The organism is Rufibacter psychrotolerans, from assembly GCF_016924645.1.
GTDB classification, from domain to species: Bacteria; Bacteroidota; Bacteroidia; order Cytophagales; family Hymenobacteraceae; genus Nibribacter; species Nibribacter psychrotolerans.
Genome location: NZ_JAFFJV010000015.1, coordinates 26,164 through 50,594, shown reverse-complemented (window position 1 = coordinate 50,594; position 24,431 = coordinate 26,164). Strand labels below are relative to the sequence as shown.

Genomic DNA, 24,431 nt, shown 5'->3' with positions numbered 1-24,431 from the left:
CGCATTGGTGCCCGCCCATAAAATGATTTAGGTCATTTTGGGACCGATTTCTGGAAACAAGGCAAAAAAGGCCGCAAACCCTGTAAGGCCTCTGGACTGGGAAACCCTGTAAAAGCGAGCGGCCCAACAGGGGTGCTGTTGGGCCGCTCGCTATAGGTTCGTGAAAGGAAGGTTATTTCGCCACCTCCATCAACTGGCACGTCTTCAGCCAATGCAAGGCCTCTGTTTCTGAGGTGAATCCCTCAAAATCGGCTCCTTGGCCGTACCACGGCAGGGTACGCATCTGCAACGCCGACTCCTGGGTCTGAGGATCTTTGGCGTGGGCCGGCGTGAGCAGGTACGCCACGTGGGTAATATGACCTAACTGCCCGTGCAGGGTTGGGAAATAAGACTCGCGCAGCCAGGCAACATCTTCATCAGAAAGCGGACCACGGCTCCGGATGTCAAACAACCAGTAACGTGCGTTTGTCTCCTGGGCCAGTTCTAACACCTGTTGGTACACCTCACGCGGGGCGAGCGCATACACAGGCTGTGGCCAACGCAAAAACAACACGTCCAGATCCGGACGGTAGCTAAGAGCAATGGCATCTAAAAATATGGGAGACATAGAAAAGCTATTTAGCGGTAAACTTACGAATTATAATGCATGCCCTGTTATAGGCCGCCGAATTTGTTTATCAGCTGCTGAATATATAGACAACGCCTATATGTACCCGAAACGTTCGCCTGCCAAGCAGATTAAACGCAATTCCCAGAAGAATGCAATATCTTTGTAGCTTGAATTTTAACCTGTGGCAACATCCTCCCCAATCCCTGAGGAGCGGCATGATCCTTACGCCGTCCTCCGTATTCCTGAATTCCGGCTTTTTATCTCTGCCCGTTTCTGCATCACGCTGGCCATGCAAATTCAGGCGGTAGTGGTGGGATGGCAGATCTATGACATCACCAAAGACCCTTTCTCCTTAGGTCTGATAGGCTTGGTAGAGGCTATTCCGTCTATCACGGTGGCGCTGTACGCCGGCCACGTAGCCGATATCATCCCCCGGAAACGCATCATCATTACGGTGCTGAGCGTGCTGCTTTTCTGCTCAGTGGCCCTGCTGCTGTACACCCTGGACATCGGGAAAATCCTGCACCAGTTTGGCACCTTGCCCATCTATTCGGTGATTTTCCTGAGCGGAATCGCCCGGGGCTTCATGGGACCGGCGGTGTTCTCGTTCATGCCCCAGTTGCTGCCCGACCGTAAGTTCTACGCCAACGCCATCACCTGGAGCAGTTCCACGTGGCAAGCCGCCTCGGTGGCAGGACCGGCCATTGGTGGGTTGGTCTATGCCTTTGGAGGCGTGTCGGCAGCGTTTGGCGTGGATGCCGCGCTAGTCTTATGCGCCTTGATTCTCTACGGCTTGATTGCCGGCCGCCCCTTGCCGGTGAGCGAAGGACCCAAACTCAAGATCAAAGAAAGCCTGCAGACGGGCCTCAAATTCGTATTTGGGAACCAGATTATTCTAAGTGCGCTGGCCCTGGACATGTTTGCGGTATTGTTCGGTGGAGCCGTGGCGCTGCTGCCGGTATTTGCCTCTGATATCCTGAAGATTGGTCCGCAAGGGTTGGGCTTGCTGCGGTCAGCGCCGGCTATTGGCTCCGTAACCATGGCAGTGTTCATGGCCTACCGGCCGATTACCAACAACGCCGGTAAAAAGATGTTGTGGGCGGTGGCTGGTTTCGGGGCGTGCATCATCGGTTTCGGGTTGTCCAACGTGTTCTGGCTCTCGTTTGCCTTGCTGCTGATGAGTGGCGTGCTGGACAGCGTCTCGGTGATCATTCGCTCCACCTTGATTCACACCCTCACGCCGGAGCACATGAAAGGCCGGGTATCCAGCGTGAACAACATCTTCGTGGGTTCCAGCAACGAGATCGGCTCCTTTGAATCAGGCCTTGCCGCGAAGCTGCTGGGCGTTGTGCCCTCGGTGGTGTTCGGCGGCACCATGACCATTTTGATTGTGGCCTTCACCGCCTGGAAAGCGGATAAACTTCGGAAGCTGAGTTTGTAGTAGACTTTAAAAGTAAAGCCTCTTTGTTTTCGGTTTGTTTTCTGAAAAACAGACCGAAACAAAGAGGCTTTTTTATGGGATGGGTTTGGGGAAGTGCTCTGTTTACTCGGGAAACGATGAATCTGCGGTGATAGAAGCAGCTGGCGGTGACACTCGTAGGAGCTGCGCACAATACGAGGTCAAGCAGTAGTCCTGAGTCTTGAGTCCTGAGTCCTGAGTGGGGAATGGGTTTTTTAGTTTTTTGGGGAGAAAGATTACCGGAACGTAACTGAACCCACCCCCTGCCTCTCCGAGGAGGGGAGTTATCTGCTACTGTAGGGAGAAAGTAACTCTTAATAAGCTCTCATGGCTTAAAATCAGGCTCTGAAGGCGATGGTTGCAAAGCGGTGGAGCAGATTTCTCGTCACTAAAATGTATTTTTTTCCCGTTTTACCTCTATTTTTGGCAAAGCAACCCCAAACCGGAATAGCCCAATTCCCCTCCTGGGAGGGGTAGGGGTGGGTTCAAGTCCATTCCTGACCTCTTTCTCCCAAAAGCCCCTAAAAACACATTCCTACTCAGGACTCAGTACTCAAGACTCAGGACTACTGTTTGACCTCGTAGTGTGCGCAGCTCCTACGAGCGTCTACGCCAACTACTCCTCTTCCTCTTTGTTTTCCTGCATAGCCAGCAGGTTGTGCGCGCCTTTCACGGCAATGCTGCTGGTGGATTGAAGTTCCGCCGGGAGTTGCACTTCCACGTAGCCGTTGCCTTTGAGGCCGGTTTTTACCTCTACGCGTTTGAACTGGCGGTTGCCGGGGCTGGCGTACACGTAGGGCGTGCCGTCAAACTGTACCACGGCGCTTTCGGGGAGGGCGGTAACGGTGCGGTCGGTGGTCTGGACGGTGGCGGTCACGTACATGCCAGGCAGCAGTTTGTGCTCGTCGTGGTGGTCCAGGTGGGCGTGGATAGGAACGGTTTTGTCGCCTTCCACGCTGTGGCCTACCAGGATGATCTCGGCGGTACGGGGCGCGGGATCGTTGGGCAGGGTGTAGGTGAGGCGCTGGCCGGGACTCAGGTAGCGCACGTCTTTCTCGAAGGCGTTGAGTTTGAGGTGCAGGTCATCGGTGTTCACCAGTTCAAACAGCACATCGGAGGCGTTCACCATTTTGCCCACGTTCACCAGCGTGTTTTTCACGAAGCCGTTGATGGGCGAGGTGATGTTGATGGTACGGCTGATTTTGCCGTTTTGCAGACGCGCCGGGTTGATGTTGATCATGAGCAGTTTCTCGCGCAGGGCGGCCAGGCTGTTCTGCAGTACCTCCCGCTCGGTTTTGATTTGCTGCAGGTTCTTGAGGGCGCTCACTTTCTCCTGGGTGAGTTCCTGCTGACGTTGGTACTCCAGGTTAGCGAGTTGCAGGCGGGCGCGGGTATCCAGGTAATCCTGCTGCAGTTGCACGTAATCGGGGTGCTGGAGGGTGGCCAGAACCTGTCCTTTGCGGATGTGCTGGCCCGGCAGCAGGTTCATGGATTTCACAAATCCGCCGTACGGCACCGAGACGCTGATCAGGCTGGTGGGTGGCACGTCAATCTCACCGGAAAGCTGCAGCGTGTTGCCCAGCTTCTGTTGCGTGGGCGAGCCCAGTTCCACCCCGGCGTTCTGCATCTGTTGCTGGGTGAGGGTGATGAGTTCAGGCGTTTCTACTGGCGCAGCCGCAGTTTCAGCTGTAGGCGTTTCGGGGGTGTTTTTCTCAGAACAGGCCGAAAACAGCAGAAGCCCGGCCAGGCTATACGTGAAAAGAGATGTTCTCATGGTTAGTTGCCTCCTAAGTATTGGAGTTGAAAGACGTTTAATTGGTAGTCCAGCAGGAGCTGAAGGTAGTTCTGTTGGGTGCGCAGTTGCTGGTCGGCGGCTTGCAGGTAGCTCAGGTAGCTGGCCTCGCCGCTACGGTAGGCTTTGTCGGCTTGGGTGAGGGCCAGGCGGGCGTTCCCCAGCACTTGCCGCTGGTAGAACTGCAGGCTCTGGCGCAGCTGCTGATGGGTTGCCTGGGCGGCCTGCCACTCGTTTTGCAGCAAGTGCTGTTGGTTTTGCAGGGTGGCCTCGGCGGCTTGCTTGCCCAGCGCGGCGGCTTTCACCCGCGCCCGTTGCGGTCCCTGCCACAGCGGCACCGCCAGTCCCGCTTCCATGCCCTGAAACCGTCGGCCCCGGTCTGCTGCCGTTTCCACGCGGCCGTTTATGTCATAGGTGCCAATCAAGGACTGGTTGAAATAGCCCAAGGTAATATCCGGGGCCAGTTTGCTTTTCTCGGCCTGCTGTTCGCGGTCGGCCACGGTGATCTGCTGCTGGTATACGGAAAGCAGCGGGTGGCTTTCCGGGGCGGCTGCGCCGATGCTGGTGCTGTCTGCCCGCAACGGCTCCGGGGTAATCACCAGCGGCTCGGGAGCCTGGATTAAGGCGTTCAGCTGTGCCTGGGCTACGGACAAAGCGGTTTGGTTCTGGCGTATTCTATCGGTGAGTTCCAGGCGTTGGGTGGTGGCGGTAGTTTTTTCTAGCAGACCGGTCTCGCCGGTTCTAAACCGCACCTCGGCCGCCCGTTCCAACACCTGGAAGATGCTGTCCTGCCGCTGCAGCAGCTGGGCCGTGCCGTGCAGAAACGCCAGGCGCGCATACGCCTGTTTCACCTGGTAGGCCAATTCGTGCTGCTGCAGCTTCAGTTGCTGTTGGCTCAGGCTCTTCTGCTCCTGCAACAATTTTCCCTGCGCGCTCCACGTGGTGGGGAACGGAATGGTCTGGCTCACGCCAATGCGGTCATCAGTTACGGGGCTATTGATTTCGCCCTGGCTGTAGGTCACCTCGGTTTTAGGAATATCTATTGCCGTCTTTTGCAGGGCTCCGCGCATTTCCACCTCCAGCGCCGTGCTGCGTAGCTGTTTGTTGTTCTGTTGCGCCAATTCCAGGACCTGCGCCAAAGACAGGGTTTGTGGCGTCTGGGCCTGACTTACCTTCGGCAAAGCCAGACAGAACAGCACCAAGCCTAGGGCGGCTTCTTTTTTCCGCTTCTTCAGGCCTTTACCGGTGTTTTTCAATCTGCCCAAGCCTTTCTCGGAGAAATAGTAGATAATGGGCAGCACCACCAGCGTGAGCAGCGTGGCCGAAAGCAAACCGCCGATCACCACGGTAGCGAGTGGTTTCTGGACTTCGGCGCCCGCCGAGGAAGACAGGGCCATGGGCAGGAACCCGAGCGAGGCCACCGTGGCGGTCATCACGATAGGTCGCAGACGCGCCGCCGTGCCTTCCCGGATGATCTGTTCCAGGTTGGTCATGCCGCCGGCTTTGAGTTGGTTGAAGTACCCGATCATCACAATCCCGTTGAGCACCGCCACGCCAAACAAGGCAATGAAGCCCACGCCCGCCGAGATACTGAACGGCATATCGCGCAGAAGCAAAGCAAAGATGCCCCCAATGGCGGAGAGCGGAATGGCCGTGAAGATGAGGATGGACTGTTTGATGGATTTAAAGGCGAAAAACAGCAACACGAAGATGAGCGCCAAGGCTAGCGGCACCGCCACCGAAAGGCGTTTCTTGGCTTCAATCAGGTTCTGGAACTCGCCGCCGTAGGTGATGGTGTAGCCCGGCGGCAGCTTGATCGTGCCCTCTATTTTCTGCTGAATCTCGGTGACAATGCTCTGCACATCGCGGTTACGCACGTTGAAGCCAATGGTGATGCGGCGGCGGGTCCCGTCTCGCTGTATCTGGTTGGGGCCTTCCTTCATTTCCACTTTGGCAATGTGCTCCAGCGGAATCTGCAGGCCGTTGGCATTGCTCACGTAAAGACGCTGCACGTCAGAGATGTCCCGTCGGTTCTGCTGGTTCAGGCGCACCACCAGGTCAAAGCGTTTCTCGCCCTCGTACACCTGTCCGGCAATTTCGCCCGCGAACCCGGCGGTAACAGTACGGTTCACATCTTCAATGGTGAGGCCGTAGCGGGCCATGCTCTCGCGGTCGTATTCCACCACCACCTGCGGCAGTCCGGTCATTTCCTCAATGTACAGGTCCTGCGCGCCTTCAATGGGCTGGATGAGCTTGCCTATTTTCTGCGCGGCGCGGGCCAGTTGGTCCACGTCTTCGCCGTAGATTTTGAGCACCACGTCTTGCCGGGCGCCGGTCATAAGCTCGTTGAAGCGCATCTGGATGGGCTGCTGCACCCCAAAGGAGGCCTGCGGCAGGTTCTGGTGCAATACCTCAGACATTTTGTTGGCCAGTTCTACGCGGGAACTGGCGCTGGTCCACTCAGAGCGCTCTTTCAAAACTACAATCATGTCGCCCAGTTCCACGGGGTTGGGCTCAGTGGGTACTTCGGCGGAGCCGATTTTGGTGACCACTTTCTCTACCTCGGGGAAGGTATTTTTCAGGACCTCGGAGGCTTTCTGCACTACTTTGATGGTCTCGTTGAGGGAGCTGCCGGTGAGCACGCGGGTTTCAATGGCGAAATCGCCCTCGTCCAGAGACGGAATAAACTCGCCGCCCATCTGCGTGAAGAGCACCAAGCTGAGCGCGAACAGCCCCAAGGCGATGCCTAGCACCAAAGTTTTGGCGCGTAGCGCGAAATTGAGCAGCGGCTGATACGCCCGGTTGATGGCGTTCATGATCTTGTCTGAGATGTTCTCTTTGTGCTGGGTTTTGCGGCTCAACACCAGCGACGACATCATGGGCACGTAGGTGAGCGACAGCAAAAACGCCCCCAGAATGGCGAAGGAAACCGTCTGCGCCATGGGTTTGAACATCTTGCCCTCAATGCCCACCAGCGCCAGAATGGGCAGGTACACAATCAAGATGATGATCTGCCCGAACGAGGCGAAGCCCATCATTTTGCTGGCCGAGCCCTGCACCTCATCGTCCATCTGCTTGCGCGAGAGTTTGAACACGCCCTGCTGGGAATACTCGCTGGTTTGGATGTTATGGATCACGCTTTCCACAATGATCACAGCTCCGTCTACTATGAGTCCGAAATCCAGCGCGCCCAAACTCATGAGGTTCCCCGATACGCCGAACACGTTCATGAGCGAGATGGCAAACAGCATGGCCAGCGGAATCACCGAGGCCACCAGCAGACCCGCCCGCAGGTTGCCCAAGAGCAGCACCAGCACGAACACCACAATCAAAGCGCCCTCGGCGAGGTTTTTCTCTACGGTGCTGATGGCGCGGTTCACCAGTTTGGTACGGTCCAGGAACGGCTCCAGCACCACGCCCTCCGGCAGGGTTTTCCGGATTTCGGCTACTTTGTCTTTCACCCGCTGGATGACCTGGGACGAGTTCTCGCCCTTAAGCATCATCACAATGCCGCCGGCCACCTCGCCGTGCTCGTTCACCATAGCCCCGTAGCGGATAGCCGATCCTTCGCGTACCTCGGCCAGATCCCGGATGAGCACGGGCGCGCCGCCGGGCGTGTTGGTGACCACCACGCGGCCGATGTCTTCCTGGGTTTTCACCAATCCTTCGGTGCGGATGAAGTAGGCGTTGGGGTCTTTCTCAATGTAAGCGCCGCCCGCGTTGGCGTTGTTCTTCTCCAGCGCATCGAACACCTGGGTGATGGTGAGGTTGAAACTGCGGAGCTTCTCGGGGTTGATGGCTACCTCGTACTGCTTCAGGTTCCCCCCGAAACTGCTGACCTCGGCCACGCCGGGGGTGCCCAACAGTTGCCGCCGCACAATCCAGTCCTGGATAGAGCGCAGCTCGGTGGCGTTGTACTTGTGCTCAAAGCCGGGCGCGGGATGCAGTTCGTACTGGTAAATCTCGCCCAAGCCGGTGGAAACGGGTGCCAGCGTGGGCGAGCCCATGCCCTCGGGGATCTGCTCCTCGGCTTCTTTCAGTTTCTCGGTAATCTGCTGGCGGGCCCAGTAAATATCGCGGTCCTCGTCAAAGACCACCGTCACCAAAGACAGCCCGAAGCGGGAAAACGACCTGATCTCCGTGATGCCCGGCACGCTGGCCACCGACAGTTCCACGGGGAAAGAGATAAGCCGCTCCACTTCCTGCGCACCCAAAGACGGCGACACCGTGATAACCTGGACCTGGTTGTTGGTGATGTCTGGCACGGCATCAATGGGCAGGCGCTGCACGTTGTACACGCCCCACGCCACCAAAGCCACCGTGAGCAAACCGATCACCAGCTTGTTCTTGATGGAAAACTCTATAATCTTCTGTAACATGTTCTTGTGTTGGAATGAAGCTGCGTTCGCCGGTTATGAGCGGATAGCAGCAGGATGAGAGAACCTTCCGGCTTGTGGTAGCGCAGTGGTTTCTAGGTGAATGAGGTTGCGGCTGGGTGGTTTATTGGCAGAGACGCTCGCAGGAGCTGCGCACACTACGAGGTCAAACAATAGGTTCTGAGTCTTGAGTGCTGAGTCCTGAGTCCTGAGTCTGGCGTGCGTTTGTAGCCTGGTTATCAGAAAACAGGTCAGAAACGCATTTTACGCTTTGCATACAGGGCTGAATTGATCAGACCTTTCTTGGTCATCCTGGAAGGATCTCGGTTGCGAACGGCAGCAGCATTCCTGAAACGCTATCATAGTTCGCCCACAAGATCCTTTCAGGATGACAAAAGAGAGAAGATCCAGCTTTTGAAAGTAGCCAGACTGCTTATGTAGCCAGAAAAGGAGAAGTGTTACGCCACCTGCGGAGGTTGCCAGATACTGCCGGTGAAGGCCTCGGGAACCCTGGATTGGGGATGAGAAGTGAATTGCTGTGGCTCCTGCGCTTCCTGCACCTGGAAAAAAGGCTGCAGCAGCGGCATGGCCACAAAATAATCGTACGCCGAGTTGCCCATCTGTTTGAGCGGGAGCCGGTCGTGTTTTTCAGAGGGGGTGTTTTCAGAGCCCTGGTAGTGCATGTCCAGAAACTCCGTGAAGCTCAGTTGGCCGTTCAGGGCGATGTGCGTCTGGTAGTGCTGCAGCAAATCTGAGATTTTGGACAGCTCGTGCAAATCAGAGTTGGGCAGCAGGGAGCCCAGGAAGAGGTATACCGCAAAAAAGATAACTCTGACTTTCACAACAGGGGGAAGAGGTTCTGTTGGCAAAGATAGCGGTAATGGGAGAAAGATGGAAGTAAAAGGTGAAAGTGTAAAATTACGTTTGTCGCCGACTCAAAAGAACTCGTAGTGTGCGCCGCTCCTACGAGCGTCTATGTCACTAGCCACATCACTTATGGTAACCTTCTGTCTCAAAGCTATTTCCCCGGAAACAAGCTGAAAACGGAGAGCCCCGCCAAAACAATTTCTGGCGGGGCTCTCCGTTTCACCGTGGTGACTAGGCCGATGCTTTGGCTGGTGCAAGCTTCGCAGCCTTGGAGGCTTTGTTCTGGACTTTCTTTGGGCGGCTGTTGCCAAAAGAGCCTTTGCTGATTTTGCCTTTTCTACTCTTTTTATCTCCTTTTCCCATAACGGTTGTGGTTTGTAAGTGAAACATTAAAACAGAGTACTCTCTTCCGAGACCTAAGAAGAGAAAGTTACAAACTCCGGCAAATTAGCGCAAGTTTTTACCGGTGTTTCCCGCTCGCTTTCTTCAAATTAGCCATAAAACAGAACCTCAGGCGCTTCCTTCTAAATGCCGTTGCGTATACCTACCTTTGCGGTTTAGCCTTCCGCCGTTTTATGGCTGTGTAACAGAATTATTCTGCCGCGGTTAATGTTCTGGAGAGGCTATAATTCCTTATGACAGAAGATCTCATTCAAGATACCGAACTAGACGCGCTGGACGCCCGCGAGCACATCATCATCAAACGGGCCCGCGTCCATAACCTGAAGAACCTGAGCGTGGCCCTGCCGCGCAATCAGTTCATCGTAGTCACCGGGCTTTCCGGCTCGGGCAAATCTTCCCTGGCCTTTGACACCTTGTATGCCGAGGGGCAGCGCATGTACGTGGAGAGCTTGAGCTCCTACGCCCGCCAGTTCCTGGGCCGCATGGACAAGCCCGATGTGGACTACATCCGCGGCATCAGCCCGGCCATTGCCATTGAGCAGAAGGTGAGCATCCGTAACAACCGCTCTACCGTGGGCACCAGCACCGAGATTTACGACTATCTCAAGCTGCTGTACGCCCGCATTGGCAAAACCATTTCGCCGGTTTCGGGGCAGGAAGTGAAGAAAGACACCGTCACCAGCGTGGTGGACTTCTTGATGGGCCTGGAAGACGGCACCCGCCTCATGATTCTGGCACCGCTGCAGCAGAGCAAAGACCGTAAACTCAGCAAAGAACTGGATTTGCTCTTGCAGAAAGGCTATTCCCGCGTAATTCTGAACGGCGAACCCTTCTTCATTGAAGAGCTCATTGCCGAGGGCAAACCAGAGCCCAAGGGCGAAGTGTTCGTGCTGATTGACCGCGCCGTGGTCCGGAAAGACGAGGAAGCCGAAAACCTGCAGATGCGTTTGTCAGACTCGGTGCAGACCGCTTTCTACGAGGGCCACGACGAATGCCACGTGCAGATTGGCGATGAGAAACGCGTGTTCTCCAACCGCTTTGAGCTGGACGGTATGGTGTTTGAGGAGCCCAGCGTGAACTTCTTCAGCTTCAACAACCCGTACGGCGCCTGCCAGACCTGCGAAGGTTGGGGCAGCGTGCTGGGCATTGATCCTGACCTGGTCATCCCAGACAAAAGCCTTACCGTGTATGAGGGAGCCGTAGCCCCCTGGCGCACCGAGAAACAGAACGAATGGCTGCAGCCCTTGCTCAAAAACGGCGTTCGCTTCGATTTTCCTATCCACCGCCCGTATAATGAACTCACCGAGGAACAGCAAGAACTGCTCTGGACCGGTAACAAGTACTTCGGTGGTCTTAACGACTTTTTCAAGCACGTACAGGCACAGACGCATAAGATTCAGTACCGCGTGCTGCTGAGCCGTTACCGTGGCCGCACTACCTGCCCCGACTGCAAAGGCAGCAGGCTGCGCAAAGACGCCAGCTACGTGAAAGTAGACGGCAAAAGCATCACCGATCTGGTACTCATGCCCGTAACCAAGGCGCTGGAGTTCTTCCAGAACCTGAGCCTGAGCGAGCATGACATGGCCGTGGCCGAGCGTCTGGTGACCGAAATCACCAACCGCCTGAGTTACCTGGTGCGCGTGGGCTTGGGCTACTTGACCCTTAACAGACTTTCTAACACTCTTTCCGGGGGCGAGAGCCAACGCATTAACCTGGCAACCTCGTTGGGTAGTGCGCTGGTGGGTTCCATGTATATTCTGGACGAACCCAGCATCGGGCTGCACCCCAAAGACGCGGATCAGCTCATTGGCGTGTTGCGCTCCTTGCAGCAGATGGGCAACACCGTGATTGTGGTGGAGCACGAGGAAGGCATGATGGAAGTAGCCGATCAGGTCTTGGACATTGGTCCGGAGGCTGGTTCTGGTGGCGGAAATCTCCAGTTCCAGGGTACGTTCCAGGAATTGCTAAAAAGCGATACCTACACCGGGCGTTACCTGAGCGGCCGCATGGAAGTGTCGGTTCCGGCTACCCGCCGGCCGTGGCGCAACTGCGTAGAGGTGCACGGCGCGCGCGAAAACAACCTCAAAAACGTGAGCGTGAAGTTTCCGCTGAACGTGATGACGGTGGTAACGGGCGTGAGCGGCTCCGGAAAATCAACCCTCATCAAGAAGATTCTGGCCCCGTCGCTCATCAAAGCCTTGGGCGGCCACGCCGATGCCACGGGAAAATTTGATAAACTCACCGGCGATATCAACAAAGTGTCGCACGTGGAGTTTGTGGACCAGAACCCCATCGGAAAATCATCGCGCTCTAACCCGGTGACCTACGTGAAAGCCTATGACGCCATCCGCTCGCTCTACGCCGATCAGCCGTTGGCCAAAGCGCGTGGGTTTAAGCCGTCGCACTTCTCCTTCAACATTGAAGGCGGCCGCTGCGAGGTGTGCCAAGGCGAAGGGCAGGTGAAGATTGAGATGCAGTTCATGGCCGACATCTACCTGACCTGTGAAGGTTGCGGCGGACAGAAGTTCAAGCAAGACATCCTGGACATTCAGTACCATGAGAAGAACATCTCTGAGGTGCTGGACATGACCATTGATGACAGCTTGATTTTCTTCAAAGACCAGCCTAAGATTCTGGAGAAACTGAAGCCGCTGCAAGACGTAGGCTTGGGCTACATCCGGTTAGGGCAGTCTAGCAATACATTGTCTGGTGGCGAGGCGCAGCGCGTGAAACTGGCTTCGTTCCTGACCAAAGGAGCCACGCCGCACAACGACAACATTCTGTTCATTTTTGACGAGCCCAGCACCGGTCTGCACTTCCATGACATCAGCAAGCTTTTGAAAGCCCTGAATGCCCTGGTGGAAAACGGCAATACCGTGCTGGTGATTGAGCACAACATGGACATTGTGAAATGCGCCGACTGGATCATTGACCTGGGCCCCGAAGGCGGTACCAACGGCGGTCACCTGCTGTTTGAAGGCACCCCAGAAGACATGGTGAAACTGGAAGATAACCATACCGCCAAGTACCTGAAGCCTAAGTTAGAGGCGTAAACCCGTTTAGTGGCTGTTTTTGGCTCTGTTTCTGGAAAATAGGCCCAAAATGGAAGTCTTGTCAAAAGCCTGCGAAGTACATTCTGCGCAGGCTTTTTATGTGAATGACTTGCCAAACGTGCTACCCACCCCTGCCCCTCCCAGGAGGGGGAGTACACTGCATAGGGCTTTGGAGACTCCCCTCCTGGGAGGGGTAGGGGTGGGTTTCCTCTGCTTTTGTCGTCCTGTAAGAACCTTGGAACAAACTAGACAAGCATTTGCCAACCGTAAAACCTTATGCGGCTTAGATACTTTCAGCTGATTTGGAAACAATTTCCTCTGGAGCAGCTGAAGAAAGTATCACCGTGTAGCGGCTCTTTTTCTGAAATCAGGCCAAAAACGGAGGCCACAAAAGAACTAGACCTTCCTGTGTTTATATTTCACTGACAGAAGAGGTCGATGCCGCGAACAAATCTTTCTCAAACCGGTTCACTATATTGCCATCTCTCGCGTACGCCTAGTTGGAAATCAATTTTGGGAATGAAAGACCTTTCTGTGCCTTTGCCTATTAACAAGCTTTTCCTGTCGGTGGGGGTGCTATGCCTGTTTCACGGGTGCGGACTCATTGGGTTCTACACGCCGTACCGAGATTGGTTTCTGAGCAATACCCCACTAAACCTGATTTTAGCCACGGCGCTGTTGTTCTGGAACCACCAGGGACTAACGTGGAAGATGGTAGCCGGGGTGATAGGTGTGTTTCTGGTAGGGTTTACCGCTGAGGTCATCGGCGTAGCCACGGGGAATGTGTTTGGGGCTTATTTCTACGGCGATGCCTTCGGGCCGAAGTTCATGGGGGTGCCCTGGCTCATTGGCATGAACTGGGCGGCGCTGTGTTTTGCAGCGGCTACGGTGGTGAATACCTGGCAAAAGCCTTTTCTGGTAAAAGCGGCGGTAGCGGCAGCCATGCCCGTGAGCATTGATTTTCTGATTGAGCAGGTCTGCGAGAAATTCGATTTCTGGTACTGGGAAGCGCAGGCTGCCCCCCTGCAGAATTATATAAGCTGGTACGTCTTCAGCTTTTTATTTGTGCTGGTACTTATCCCGCTGCTCAGAAACTCGCAGAACCGACTAGCGCCTTATTTCCTGCTGATACAATTCGTTTTTTTCTTGCTGCTGAACCTTGTAGAGCTCTTCTATGCCGGATAATCCACGCACCTATGACTACATCATTGCCGGGGCCGGGGCGGCGGGCCTGAGCCTGCTGTGCTATTTGCTGGAACAGGAGCCTTTGCGAAACAAGCGTATTCTGCTGCTGGACCGCGATGCCAAGCAAACCAATGACCGCACCTGGTGTTTCTGGCAAACTGAGGAAAGTCCGTTTGAGAGCTGCCTCAAGAGCAAGTGGTCTGCCTTGTATTTTCATTCCCCCACGTTTTCCAGGCTGCTGGACATAAGTCCGTACCAGTACAAAATGCTGGACAGCCTCGCGTTTTACCAGCATTGCCTCGGGTTGTTAAAAAAGCATCCCAACGTAGAGTTCAGGCAGGAAGACATCGTGCGGGTAGAACCAAACGGCGTGGTGCACGGCAAACAAGGCGTGTACCAAGCGCAGTACGTGTTTAACAGTGCCTTCTTCAAAATCAAGAAGCTGCCCAAGAAGCATTACATGGTGCAGCATTTCAAGGGCATTTTCATCAAAACTGCCAAACCCGCCTTCAACCCCGCAGAACCTACTTTGATGGATTTCCGGGTGGAGCAGCACCACGATTGCCGCTTTATGTACGTGCTGCCCACCAACGCACACGAGGCGCTGGTAGAGTACACCGGTTTTTCAGAGACGGAGCTGCCCCAGGAAGCGTATGACCGGGAACTAAAAGCCTATCTCCGAGATTTTCTGCACCTCACGGAGTATGAGATTACGCACGAGGAGTCCGGGATTATTCCCATGACCGATGCGCCTTTTCCTAAGAAGCTGAGCGAAAAGGTCATCAATATCGGTACGGCGGGAGGAGCTACCAAGGCTTCCACTGGGTACACCTTCAGCTTTATTCAACGGCAGTGCTCCGCTATTGCCCGCAATCTGGCGCAGGGCAAAGAGCCGCTGGCGGGTAAAGGAGCCGGGTTCAACAAGTTTGGCCTGTATGACAGTATCTTTCTGCGGGTGTTGCTGGAGAAAAAACAGGAGCCGCGGCAGGTGTTTCATGACCTGTTCAGCAAACTGCCCGCCCCGCTCATCCTCAAGTTCCTGAACGAAGAGACCTCCTTCTGGGAAGATTTCCGGATCATGAACGCCGTGGAGAAAAGTATCTTTCTGCCTGCCGCCCTCAAAGAAAGCCTGCACGTGTAGCCACAAAAACCGGCCCTGGCGTTTAGATCAGCCACAAATCCTTAACTTAGCGGCGGCAGGGTGGAGCGTTTTTGCCCTGTTTTCCTGAAAAGAACCTAAAAACACGGCTGCCTGAAGGCGGCTTTTCCTTTCATAAATTTGCTACTATGAGAAAAAACATTGTTGCCGGTAACTGGAAAATGAACAAAACCTACCAGGAGGCCCAGGCGCTGGTAAGCGAGATTGATAACATGGTGAAAGACGAGGTCACCAATGACAACGTGGAAGTGATTGTCACGCCCCCATTCCCGTTTCTTCAATCCATCAGTAAGCTGATCCAGGGCAACCCGCGCCTGCATTTGGCGGCACAGGACGTGAGTGCGCACGAAAGCGGCGCTTATACCGGCGAGGTATCGGCGGCGATGTTGAAATCGGTAGGCGTGGAGTACGTGCTGGTAGGCCACTCAGAGCGTCGTCAGTACCACAATGAAGACGCTGATCTGCTCCTGCAAAAAATGAAAGCGGCCCTGAAAGAAGGCATTAAGCCGATCTTCTGCTGCGGCGAGCCCCTGGAGGTACGTGAGGCCGAAGACCACTTCAAATACGTGAACCAACAGCTCCGCGAAACGGTAGCGCACCTGAGCAACGAAGAGTTTGACCAGATTGTAATTGCCTACGAGCCCATCTGGGCCATTGGTACGGGCCGTACCGCCAGCAGCCAGCAGGCGCAGGAGATGCACGCCAGCATCAGAGAAGAACTGTCGCGCATTTTTGATGCCGAGGCGGCTTACAACAAAACCATCTTGTACGGTGGCAGTGCCAACCCGGGCAACGCCAAAGAATTGTTCGCGCAGCCAGACGTAGACGGCGGCCTCATTGGCGGAGCCTCACTTAAGTCAAGAGACTTTACCGACATCATCAAATCTTTCTAGTTTCTGCCGAAGGGGTGACCAGGCGGCCACCCGAATAGTTATATAGTTCTAATTCTATGTTTAGGGCCTGTTTTCTCCAAAACAGGCCCTAACTGCTTTTATATGGTTCCCTTATTGCTGCCGGGCCCAGCGGGCCGAAAAAATCTTTTCGGGCTTTTTGCTCTATTTTCTAGAAATAAGCCTAAAACGCAAGATATTCCTCTTACTTTCGTTTCAATATTTAGCGCACCTTCTACTTATTGGTAGAAAATTTATAAGAATGTTTTTATGAGTTTTATTGAAGTAACCGTTACCGCCTCTACTGAGTATTCAGAAATCCTGATCGCCGAACTGGGCGAACTGGGCTTTGACACGTTCCAGGACACCGACGAGGGTTTTCAGGCGTACATTGAAGAAGAGCGGTTTTCTGAAGAAGACCTGCAGGAAGTGCTGGAGCGCTACCGCTTTGCCGGGGAGTTTCCTTACTACGTGCAGAGCATCGCCAAGCAGAACTGGAACGAGGAGTGGGAGAAGAACTTTGAGCCGCTGCTGATCGCCGGGAAAGTATCCGTGCGCGCCGATTTCCATTCCAAGCCCGAGGGCATTGCCTATGACATTGTGATTACGCCTAAAATGTCGTTCGGCACGGGGCACCATGAGACCACCACCCTCATGATTGAAAACCAATTGGGGCTGGATCACGTTGGTAAGCGCGTTCTGGACATGGGCTGCGGCACCGGCATCCTGGCCATCATGGCCGAGCAGCTGGGCGCTACCCAGGTGCTGGCCGTGGACATTGAAGACTGGACCGTAGAAAACGCCCGCGAGAACGCCGAGCGCAACCACTGCCAAACGCTGGAGGTGCGCCTGGGCGATGCCAGCGTGCTGGCCGGCGAAGCTCCTTTTGACCTGATTCTGGCAAACATCAACCGAAACGTGTTGCTGGAAGACATGCCGGTGTACGAGCAGTTGCTGCAGCCGGGCGGACCTCTGGTGCTCAGCGGATTCTACACGGAGGACCTTCCCGTTCTGCAGGAGCGCGCGCAGGAGTTGGGCCTCACGTTTGAATCCTCCAGAAGCAAGAACAACTGGGTTTCGGCCATCTTCCGGAAAAACGCTTAAAAATCTCAGAGTTTACCTTCTTTTTATGAAGCACTTCTATCTCTTCCTCATTTTTCTGCTCACCGGGGTGGCGGGGTACGCGCAAAGCTACAAGCTCTCGGCCAATGACCCGCAGCAGTTTCTGGTAGACGCGCGCGCGCTGCTGGCCGGCACCAAGAACGAGGCGGCCGTGCAGGTGGCCTCGGGCCTGGAGGCGGCCTGGAACAGCGGCAGGCTCAGCGCAAAGCAGCAAACCAAGGTCATGGACCTGGCGCAGCAAATGCTGAAGAAAAAGCTGAAGTCGCGGCCGCATTTTGAGAGCTTCTTCGGGGTGGTGGGCACCAGCGTGAACGCGCACCAGTACACCGGTGCCAACCTGGACCAGCTCCTGCAGGTGATAGAGCAAACGCTGCAGAAACAAGAGGTAAAAGTGTACGAGCGGTTCTTGCTCAACACCCAGCAGTTCCTGGCCAGCCGGGCCCTGTACAAAGGTCCCACCAACCGGTTGCAGGCCGTAGGCGGGGTGTTTACGTTTGAGTACCGCGAGGGCACGCCAGAACCGGCCGCAGATGCCGGCTGGGGATCTGAAGAACCCAAAGCCACGGCGGCTCCTGCGGCGGCAAAAGCCAAGACTACCCCCGCCGCCCCAAAAAAAGCAGCCCCTGCTCCTAAAAAAGAAGAGGAAGACCCGTGGGCTGCCTGGGAGACGCCCAAGAAGGTAACCAAATCAACTTCTAAAACCGCCAAGACCGCTAAGGCGGGCAGCAAGAAATCCACCGCTGCCCCCAAGAAAGAGACTGCCGCGCCGGTGAAGGAAGAGCCGGTGGCCCCGGCAGAACCAGACTATTTTGCCGCCCCCTTGCCCGTATTGGCCGGGCCGGTGGTAGTGCTGGAGAAAACCGACCTGCTTTTTGCCTCGGCGTATGATTCTGTGACCATCAAGGAGACCTCCGGAGCGGTGTCCCTGGCTAACGGACAGTACGCCGGCAAAGGCGGCAAACTGGTGTGGAACCAGCTGGGCAGCGACGCCACCGCCGAGTTCAAAACCCTGGCCTTTGAGGTGGCCAAACCGGCTTTCAGGGTAGAAGACGTGACGCTCACTTATCCGGCGGTGCTGGAGAACAGCATCAGGGGTAACCTGGAGTACAAGCTCACCAAGCCCAAGCCCAACGGGGACAACGGGTACCCTAAGTTCATCTCCCACACCAACAACGCCAAGATCAAACGCTTTGGGGCAGACATCCAGTACCTGGGCGGGCTTTCGCTGGCGGGCAACACGTTGATGAGCGCCGCCCTGGACGGCAGCCCCTCCACCATCTGGGTCTCAGACAACGGCGAGCGCAAGTTCAGGGCCTTCTCGCGCAACTACACCATCAATGACAGCCTGATCACCTCGCCGGAGGCCGGAATCGCCATTTTCCAGGGGCAGGACTCGGTGACGCACCCGGGGGTGAAGTTCAAGTACAACAAAGAGCTGAAGCGGCTGGTGCTCATCAAGCCCGAAGGGCTCTACAGCCAGACGCCCTACTACCATTCCTACAACCAGGTAGAACTCACCACCGACATGGCCGTGTGGGACCTGAAGAACCCCACCATTGACTTTGCCATTCTAACGGCCAAAAACCAGGTGCCGGTGCAGGTAAACTCCAAAGAGTACTTCACGCTGGGCCGGTTCCAGCAGATCAAGACCATCTCTAACTTCCACCCGCTGTACACCACCGTGGGGTACGGGCTTAAAAGAGGGTCGCAGACGTTCTACCTGACCGAGATGGTGGAGGACACCAAGATCAAGAAAGAGGTGCTGCACAACGCGCTCACCACGCTGGCCCAGAGCAATTTCCTGGATTATGACCCCAAAACCGGGCACATACGCCTGCGCGAGAAAGCCTACCACTACGCCGAGGCCTCCCGTAACCGCCGGGACTACGACAACATTCACCTCAACGCCCTGTCGCCGGCCGGGCGCAACGCCACCCTGGACCTTGCCTCCGGTGACCTGATCCTGCGGGGAGTGGAGAAGTTTGCCTTTCACCTGGACTCAGCGGTGATTGCGGAGCCAGACAGCCAGATCGTGCGCATCAAGAAGAACCGCAACATCTTGTTCAACGGTCGGGTGAAGTCCTCCAACTTCACGTTCAAGGGTCAGGAGTTTTTGTTTGATTATGATGGCTTTTTCATAGATCTGGCCAAAATTGACTCTACCACCTTAACCACCAAGACCAAGGGCAAAGACGGCAAAGAAAAGGACACTCCCTTTACGCTGGTAAACCGCGGCGGCCAGGGAAAAGCCAAGCTGTACCTCAATCGTCCAGACAACAAGTCGGGCCGCAAGAAATACCCGGGCTACCCTTCGCTAGACGCGGTGTCCGGGGCCACGGTGTACTTCAACAAGCCTGAGATCCTGGGTGGCGTGTATGACACCAGCGTGTATTTCTTCATTCCGCCCTTTAAAATAGACAGCCTGGCCAGCTCCAAGGGCAACGTGATCGGGTTTAAGGGTACGTTCAATTCCGGGGGCATTTTCCCGCCGTTTGAGACCAAACTGGCCATTCAGCCAGACGGGGCGCTGGGCTTTGAGTATCCGGTGCCCAAGGGCGGTTTTGCGCTGTACGGCGGCAAGGGCAAGTTCTCTGACACGCTCACCATGGACACTAAGGGACTGCGGGGCAAGGGCACACTCAGCTACCAGACCGCCAGCATGTACTCGCCGGGCTTTGTGTTCTTCCTGGACTCCGCCATTACCGACGTAGGGGTGAAAGGGAGCTTCATGGAAGGCAGCGTGGCCCAGGGGTCTTACCCCAGCGGATCGTTCAAGAAGTTCAAGATGAACTGGTACCCGTACAAAGACACCCTGCAGATCCACACCGTGAGCCGCGAGCTGATGAGCCTGTTCAATGACCGCATGACCTACAAAGGCATGCTGGGCTTTACGCCGTCTTCGCTCTTCGGGAGCGGGGTGGCCGAAAACGCGGAGGTAGCCCTTAAGTCGCCGGCTTTTGTGTTCAAGAAAGGCCTCATCCACGGCACCAATGCCTCCATGGAGGTAGCCTCCTCTGACCGGAAGATCCCGGCCCTCACCACCACCGACATCTCGCTGGATTTCTACATGGATGAAGGGTACGCCAAGTACAGCGCGGAGCAGAAAGGCAGCGCCAACACCATTTTCCCGTTTGCCCAGTACAAGTCATCCCTGAGCAGCGGCCGATGGGATTTCAAGACCAAGAAACTCACCCTCAGCAATACCAACGGCGACGAGGCCTACTTCTACTCCCTGAAATCGGGTGATGATTCGCTGAGCTTTAAAGCCAAGGGCGCGGTCTATGACTTCGGCAACTATACCTTGGTGGCCTCCGGGGTGCCGTACATCCCTGTTGGCGACAGCTACATTGTGCCAGACAGCAACCGCGTGGAACTCCTGAAGGGGGCCGAGCTCAGAACCTTCCAGGGGGCAGCCCTGGCCATGGACTCGGTGCAGAAATTCCACCAGATGTCCAGGGGCGAAATCCACATTGACAGCCGGTTTGGCATTACGGGCAACGCGCTGTACAACTTCACCAACTCCAGCGGTGATGCCTACAAGATCAAGTTTGACAAGTTTGAGTGGCAGCGCCCAGAAGGCAAGAAAGACGAGAACGCCGCCCCGGCCTTCTTCCTAGCCAAGGGAGCGGTGCAGGAGAAAGACACCTTGTTCATTATTCCTAATGTGCGCTACTACGGCGACGTGGCCATTGCCTCCAACAAAAAGACGTTTGACTTTGACGGGCACGCCAAGATGCTCTTTGGGGGGGGCGAAAGCGCCGAATGGTTCCCTTTCAAGAAGAGTGGCCTCAACCCTGAGGACGTAAGGCTGGAGATCAACAAACCTACCCTGGCCGACGGCACGCCCCTGAAAACGGGTATCCACATCAACGCCACCACGGGCAAGATCTACAACACGTTTGTGTCCAGAAAGCAGTACGACGATGACCTGGACGTGTTTGAGGCCGAAGGCCTGCTGTCGTTCAACAAAGAGTCTGGGCAGTACAAGTTGGGCAGCGAGGAGCGCGCCTACGGCAACTCGTACACCGGCAACGTGCTGCAGTACAATGACGCCACCAAGCAGGCTACCTATGAGGGTCGCTTCAACCTGATCAAGTCGCTCAAGGAGTTCCAGCTGCAGGCGGTGGGCACCGGCACCGGCCGCACCGACAGCAGCCTGTATGAGCTGGATACCTTCCTGGCCTTTGACTTTGAGGCCCCCGAAAAAGCCATTGAGAGCATGGGGCAGAGGGTGTCCAAAGAAGTGGCTGGCCTGCCCGAGGGCGTGAACCTGAGCAGCCCCACCTTGCCGTACCAGCTGGCCGCGTTCATTGGTGACAAAGGCGTGGCAGATTTTACCGCCCTCACCGCCAAAGGCTACGTGCCTTTCTCCAAGGTTTCGCCCAAGCTCATCCATACGCTGGTGTTGAACCAGGTGCAGTTCAAGTGGTCGCCTAAGCAGAACGCCTGGTACAGCGTGGGACCCATCAGCATTGCGGGCATTGGCAAAACCGACGTGAACGCCAAGATCAACGGGCACATTGAGATCAAGCGGGGCGCCGCCGGCGATGACGTGGTGTCTATGTATCTGGAGGCCAACCCGTACGTGTGGTACTACTTCAACTTCTATGAAGGCAGCCTGGGCATGACCTCCTCAGACCCGGCCTTCAACGGGGCGGTGGCCTCCAAGTCGAAGGGGCGCGGCATTGCCGGTGGACCGTACACGTTCTACCCCATTGAGGACATTGACAAGATGGAGTTCGTGAACTACTTCCGGAAGACGTACCTGGGCAAAGAGCCGCTGAAGGCAGCGCCGCAGCCGGCGTACAACACCTTTGACACCGCCCCCGCCGAGGAAGAAACCGACAAGAAGAGTAAGAAGAAAAAGAAAGCCGAAGTAGTGGCCGATGCCGTGCCGCCCGGGTTTGACGTGCCGGTAGCCACCGAGGAAGCCCCGGCCGGCAAAGCCAAGAAGGAGAAGAAAAAGAAAGCCGAAGCCGCCGATGACGCCGTACCGTCTGGGTTTGAGACTCCGGTAACCCAGGAAGAGGAGCCCGCCGGCAAGAAGAAAAAAGAGAAGAAAAAGAAAGGAGAGGAAGCACCACCAGACATTGATCCGGTGGGCAACTAAGCCCGGCTTTCTCTGGGCAAGTAGAACAGCATCCCGTTTTCAGGCTTATTTCTCAGAAGTAGCCCGAAAACGGGATGTTGCGTATGAGGCAGTGGGGAGGGGCTTAGGTGAGGGGTTTTTCCTATATTTGAAGAAATATATTTACAGAAAATCTGGCAGGGCCAGGCTATAAGGCAAGCGCATGGAGGTAGTCATTATTGGCGGAATTATTTTGTTGGCGTACTTGATTGGGGCCATCCCTACGGCGGTTTGGGTGGGTAAAACCTATTACGGCATAGACGTGCGGCAGCATGGCAGCGGCAACGCCGGGGCCACCAACACGTTCAGGGTGCTGGGCAAGAAACCGGGCGCCATTGTAATGGCCGTGGACATCCTGAAAGGCTGGGCCGCCACCTCGCTGGCCAACTTGCTGGTGCTCTGGAACGTGATTGAACCAGACCAGCTGATCCAGTTTAAGCTCCTGCTGGGGGTGGTCGCTGTGGTAGGCCACATTTTTCCGGTGTACGTGGGCTTTAAGGGCGGCAAGGGCGTGGCTACCCTTATGGGCATGGTGCTGGCGGTGCATCTGCCGGTAGCGCTGCTGTGCCTGGGCGTGTTCCTGACGGTGCTCATGTTCACCAGTTACGTGTCGTTGAGTTCTATGCTGGCGGCCATTGCGTTTCCGCTGTTCCTGCTGCTGCCCACCTTCCGCACCGATGATCCGCTCTTGCTGGGGTTTGGGGTGCTCATCGCCATTATGGTGGTGCTCACGCACAAGAAGAATATCTCGCGGCTGCTGCAGGGGGTAGAAAGCAAAGTCAACATCGGGTTCTTCCGGAAGAAATAACCGGTCTGGCGGTGCTTCTTGGGTAAATCGTTTTGGGGCGGTTTTCGCAAAAAGCGGTTAAAAACAGGTGCTGAGTCCCTGGAAAAGCGTTGTTGTTCTTGCCAAGGGGCGGGTTTACCGGCAAATTCACGTTTCGGGCGTCGTTCTTCAAGGAGAATGGCGCTTTTTGTTTTAATTTCACCCGTTACCAAATACCACTATGAAAGCCTATCTGGAAGAAAATAAAGAGCGGTTCCTGCAGGAGCTGCTGGAGTTGTTGCGCATCCCCTCAGTGAGTGCCGACCCGGCCTTTAAGAACGATGTGCTGCGGGCCGCCGAGTACCTGCGCGACAAGCTGGCCGAAGCCGGTGCCGACGGCGCCCAGCTGTTTGAAACAGCCGGGAACCCCATTGTATACGCCGAGAAAATCATAGACCCCGCCCTTCCCACGGTGCTGGTGTACGGCCACTATGACGTGCAGCCCGCCGACCCCTACGAACTCTGGAACTCGCCGCCGTTTGAGCCGGTCATCAAAGACGAAAAAATCTACGCCCGCGGCGCCTGCGATGACAAAGGCCAGACCTACATGCACGTGAAGGCGTTTGAGATCATGATGCAGCAGCAAGCCCTGCCCTGCAACGTGAAGTTCATGCTGGAGGGCGAAGAGGAAGTAGGCTCCGTGAACCTGGCCACCTTTGTGAAGAACAACAAAGAGCGCCTCAAAGCCGACATCATTGTGATCTCAGACACGGGCATGCTGGCCAACGACGTGCCCTCGGTGACCACCGGCCTGCGCGGCCTCAGCTACCACGAGGTGGAAGTAACCGGCCCCAACCGCGACCTGCACTCTGGCCTGTACGGCGGCGCGGTGGCCAACCCCATCAACATCCTGTGCAAGTTGATTGCGTCTCTGCATGACGAGAACAACCACATCACCATTCCCGGGTTCTATGACAACGTAGAGGAGCTGAGCCAGGAGGAACGCGCCGAAATGGCCCGCGCCCCGTTTAGCCTGGAGGCCTACAAGCAGGCCCTGGACTTATCTGACGTGCACGGCGAGGCCGGCTACAGCACCATGGAGCGCAACTCCATCAGACCAACCCTTGACGTGAACGGCATTTGGGGCGGTTATACCGGAGAGGGCGCCAAAACGGTGATTCCTTCCAAAGCCTTCGCCAAGATCTCTATGCGCCTGGTGCCGCACCAAAGTTCTGAGGAAATCAGTGCGTTGTTCCAGAAGCACTTTGAGTCTATTGCGCCACCCAGCGTGAAGGTGGTGGTAAAGCCGCACCACGGCGGTGAGCCGGTGGTCACGCCCACTACTTCGGCGGGCTACCAGGCGGCCGCCCGGGCTATGGAAGACACGTTTGGCAAGAAACCGGTGCCGGTGCGCAGCGGGGGCAGCATTCCCATTGTGGCCATGTTCAAGTCTGAGTTGGGCATTGACACGGTGCTCATGGGCTTCGGGCTGGATTCAGACGCCATCCATTCGCCCAACGAGCATTTTGGCGTGTTCAACTTCATGAAGGGCATTGAAACTATTCCGCTGTTCTACCAGCATTTCACCCGGCTGCATCAATAGACGCAAGACATAAGACACA

At 55.8% G+C, this 24,431-nt stretch carries 14 protein-coding genes; 9 read left to right on the top strand and 5 right to left on the bottom strand.

Annotated features, from left to right (window positions below; all coding sequences use genetic code 11):
• Positions 1-172: 172 nt before the first annotated feature.
• Positions 173-607 carry a hypothetical protein gene (locus JT718_RS14625; RefSeq protein WP_205503456.1) on the bottom strand — a complete coding sequence of 145 codons (435 nt, stop codon included), beginning with the start codon at positions 605-607 and terminating at the stop codon, positions 173-175.
• Positions 608-791: 184 nt separating this feature from the next.
• On the opposite strand from JT718_RS14625, the gene JT718_RS14620 reads away from it, so the two are divergent.
• Positions 792-2,051 carry an MFS transporter gene (locus JT718_RS14620; protein WP_317195515.1) on the top strand — a complete coding sequence of 420 codons (1,260 nt, stop codon included), beginning with the start codon at positions 792-794 and terminating at the stop codon, positions 2,049-2,051.
• A 634-nt stretch (positions 2,052-2,685) separates the two neighbouring features.
• On the opposite strand, the gene JT718_RS14615 is transcribed toward JT718_RS14620, so the two are convergent.
• The 4 genes from JT718_RS14615 to JT718_RS14600 all read right to left on the bottom strand — a co-directional run bounded on the left by JT718_RS14615 (position 2,686) and on the right by JT718_RS14600 (position 9,467).
• Positions 2,686-3,843 (bottom strand): efflux RND transporter periplasmic adaptor subunit, encoded by a 1,158-nt coding sequence (locus JT718_RS14615; protein WP_205503455.1) that lies wholly within the window; start codon positions 3,841-3,843, stop codon positions 2,686-2,688.
• A gap of 2 nt (positions 3,844-3,845) precedes the next feature.
• Entirely contained in the window at positions 3,846-8,240 is a 4,395-nt protein-coding gene (locus JT718_RS14610) for a CusA/CzcA family heavy metal efflux RND transporter (RefSeq protein ID WP_205503454.1), read from the bottom strand.
• 455 nt (positions 8,241-8,695) lie between these two features.
• On the bottom strand, positions 8,696-9,079 hold the full coding sequence (locus JT718_RS14605; RefSeq protein ID WP_205503453.1) for a hypothetical protein: 384 nt from the start codon (positions 9,077-9,079) through the stop codon (positions 8,696-8,698).
• A gap of 256 nt (positions 9,080-9,335) precedes the next feature.
• Positions 9,336-9,467 (bottom strand): 30S ribosomal protein THX, encoded by a 132-nt coding sequence (locus JT718_RS14600; RefSeq protein ID WP_205503628.1) that lies wholly within the window; start codon positions 9,465-9,467, stop codon positions 9,336-9,338.
• Between the two features lie 272 nt (positions 9,468-9,739).
• On the opposite strand from JT718_RS14600, the gene uvrA reads away from it, so the two are divergent.
• The 8 genes from uvrA (at position 9,740) to JT718_RS14560 (ending at position 24,412) form a co-directional block, all read left to right on the top strand.
• Positions 9,740-12,559: an excinuclease ABC subunit UvrA gene (uvrA, locus tag JT718_RS14595; protein WP_205503452.1), complete on the top strand. Its 2,820-nt coding sequence runs from the start codon at positions 9,740-9,742 to the stop codon at positions 12,557-12,559.
• Positions 12,560-13,078: 519 nt separating this feature from the next.
• On the top strand, positions 13,079-13,744 hold the full coding sequence (locus JT718_RS14590; RefSeq protein ID WP_205503451.1) for a carotenoid biosynthesis protein: 666 nt from the start codon (positions 13,079-13,081) through the stop codon (positions 13,742-13,744).
• Positions 13,734-14,885: a lycopene cyclase family protein gene (locus tag JT718_RS14585; protein WP_205503450.1), complete on the top strand. Its 1,152-nt coding sequence runs from the start codon at positions 13,734-13,736 to the stop codon at positions 14,883-14,885. Before JT718_RS14590 ends, JT718_RS14585 begins: the two co-directional genes overlap by 11 nt.
• Positions 14,886-15,031: 146 nt before the next feature.
• Positions 15,032-15,796, top strand: coding sequence for a triose-phosphate isomerase (gene tpiA / locus JT718_RS14580; protein WP_205503449.1), 765 nt, complete (start codon positions 15,032-15,034; stop codon positions 15,794-15,796).
• 267 nt (positions 15,797-16,063) lie between these two features.
• Positions 16,064-16,897 (top strand): 50S ribosomal protein L11 methyltransferase, encoded by an 834-nt coding sequence (gene prmA / locus JT718_RS14575; protein WP_205503448.1) that lies wholly within the window; start codon positions 16,064-16,066, stop codon positions 16,895-16,897.
• Between the two features lie 25 nt (positions 16,898-16,922).
• Positions 16,923-22,025, top strand: a complete 5,103-nt coding sequence (locus JT718_RS14570; RefSeq protein WP_205503447.1) for a hypothetical protein — start codon at positions 16,923-16,925, stop codon at positions 22,023-22,025.
• Between the two features lie 181 nt (positions 22,026-22,206).
• Positions 22,207-22,851: a glycerol-3-phosphate 1-O-acyltransferase PlsY gene (plsY, locus tag JT718_RS14565; RefSeq protein WP_205503446.1), complete on the top strand. Its 645-nt coding sequence runs from the start codon at positions 22,207-22,209 to the stop codon at positions 22,849-22,851.
• A 199-nt stretch (positions 22,852-23,050) separates the two neighbouring features.
• Positions 23,051-24,412 (top strand): dipeptidase, encoded by a 1,362-nt coding sequence (locus tag JT718_RS14560; RefSeq protein WP_205503445.1) that lies wholly within the window; start codon positions 23,051-23,053, stop codon positions 24,410-24,412.
• The last annotated feature ends 19 nt before the right edge of the window (positions 24,413-24,431 follow it).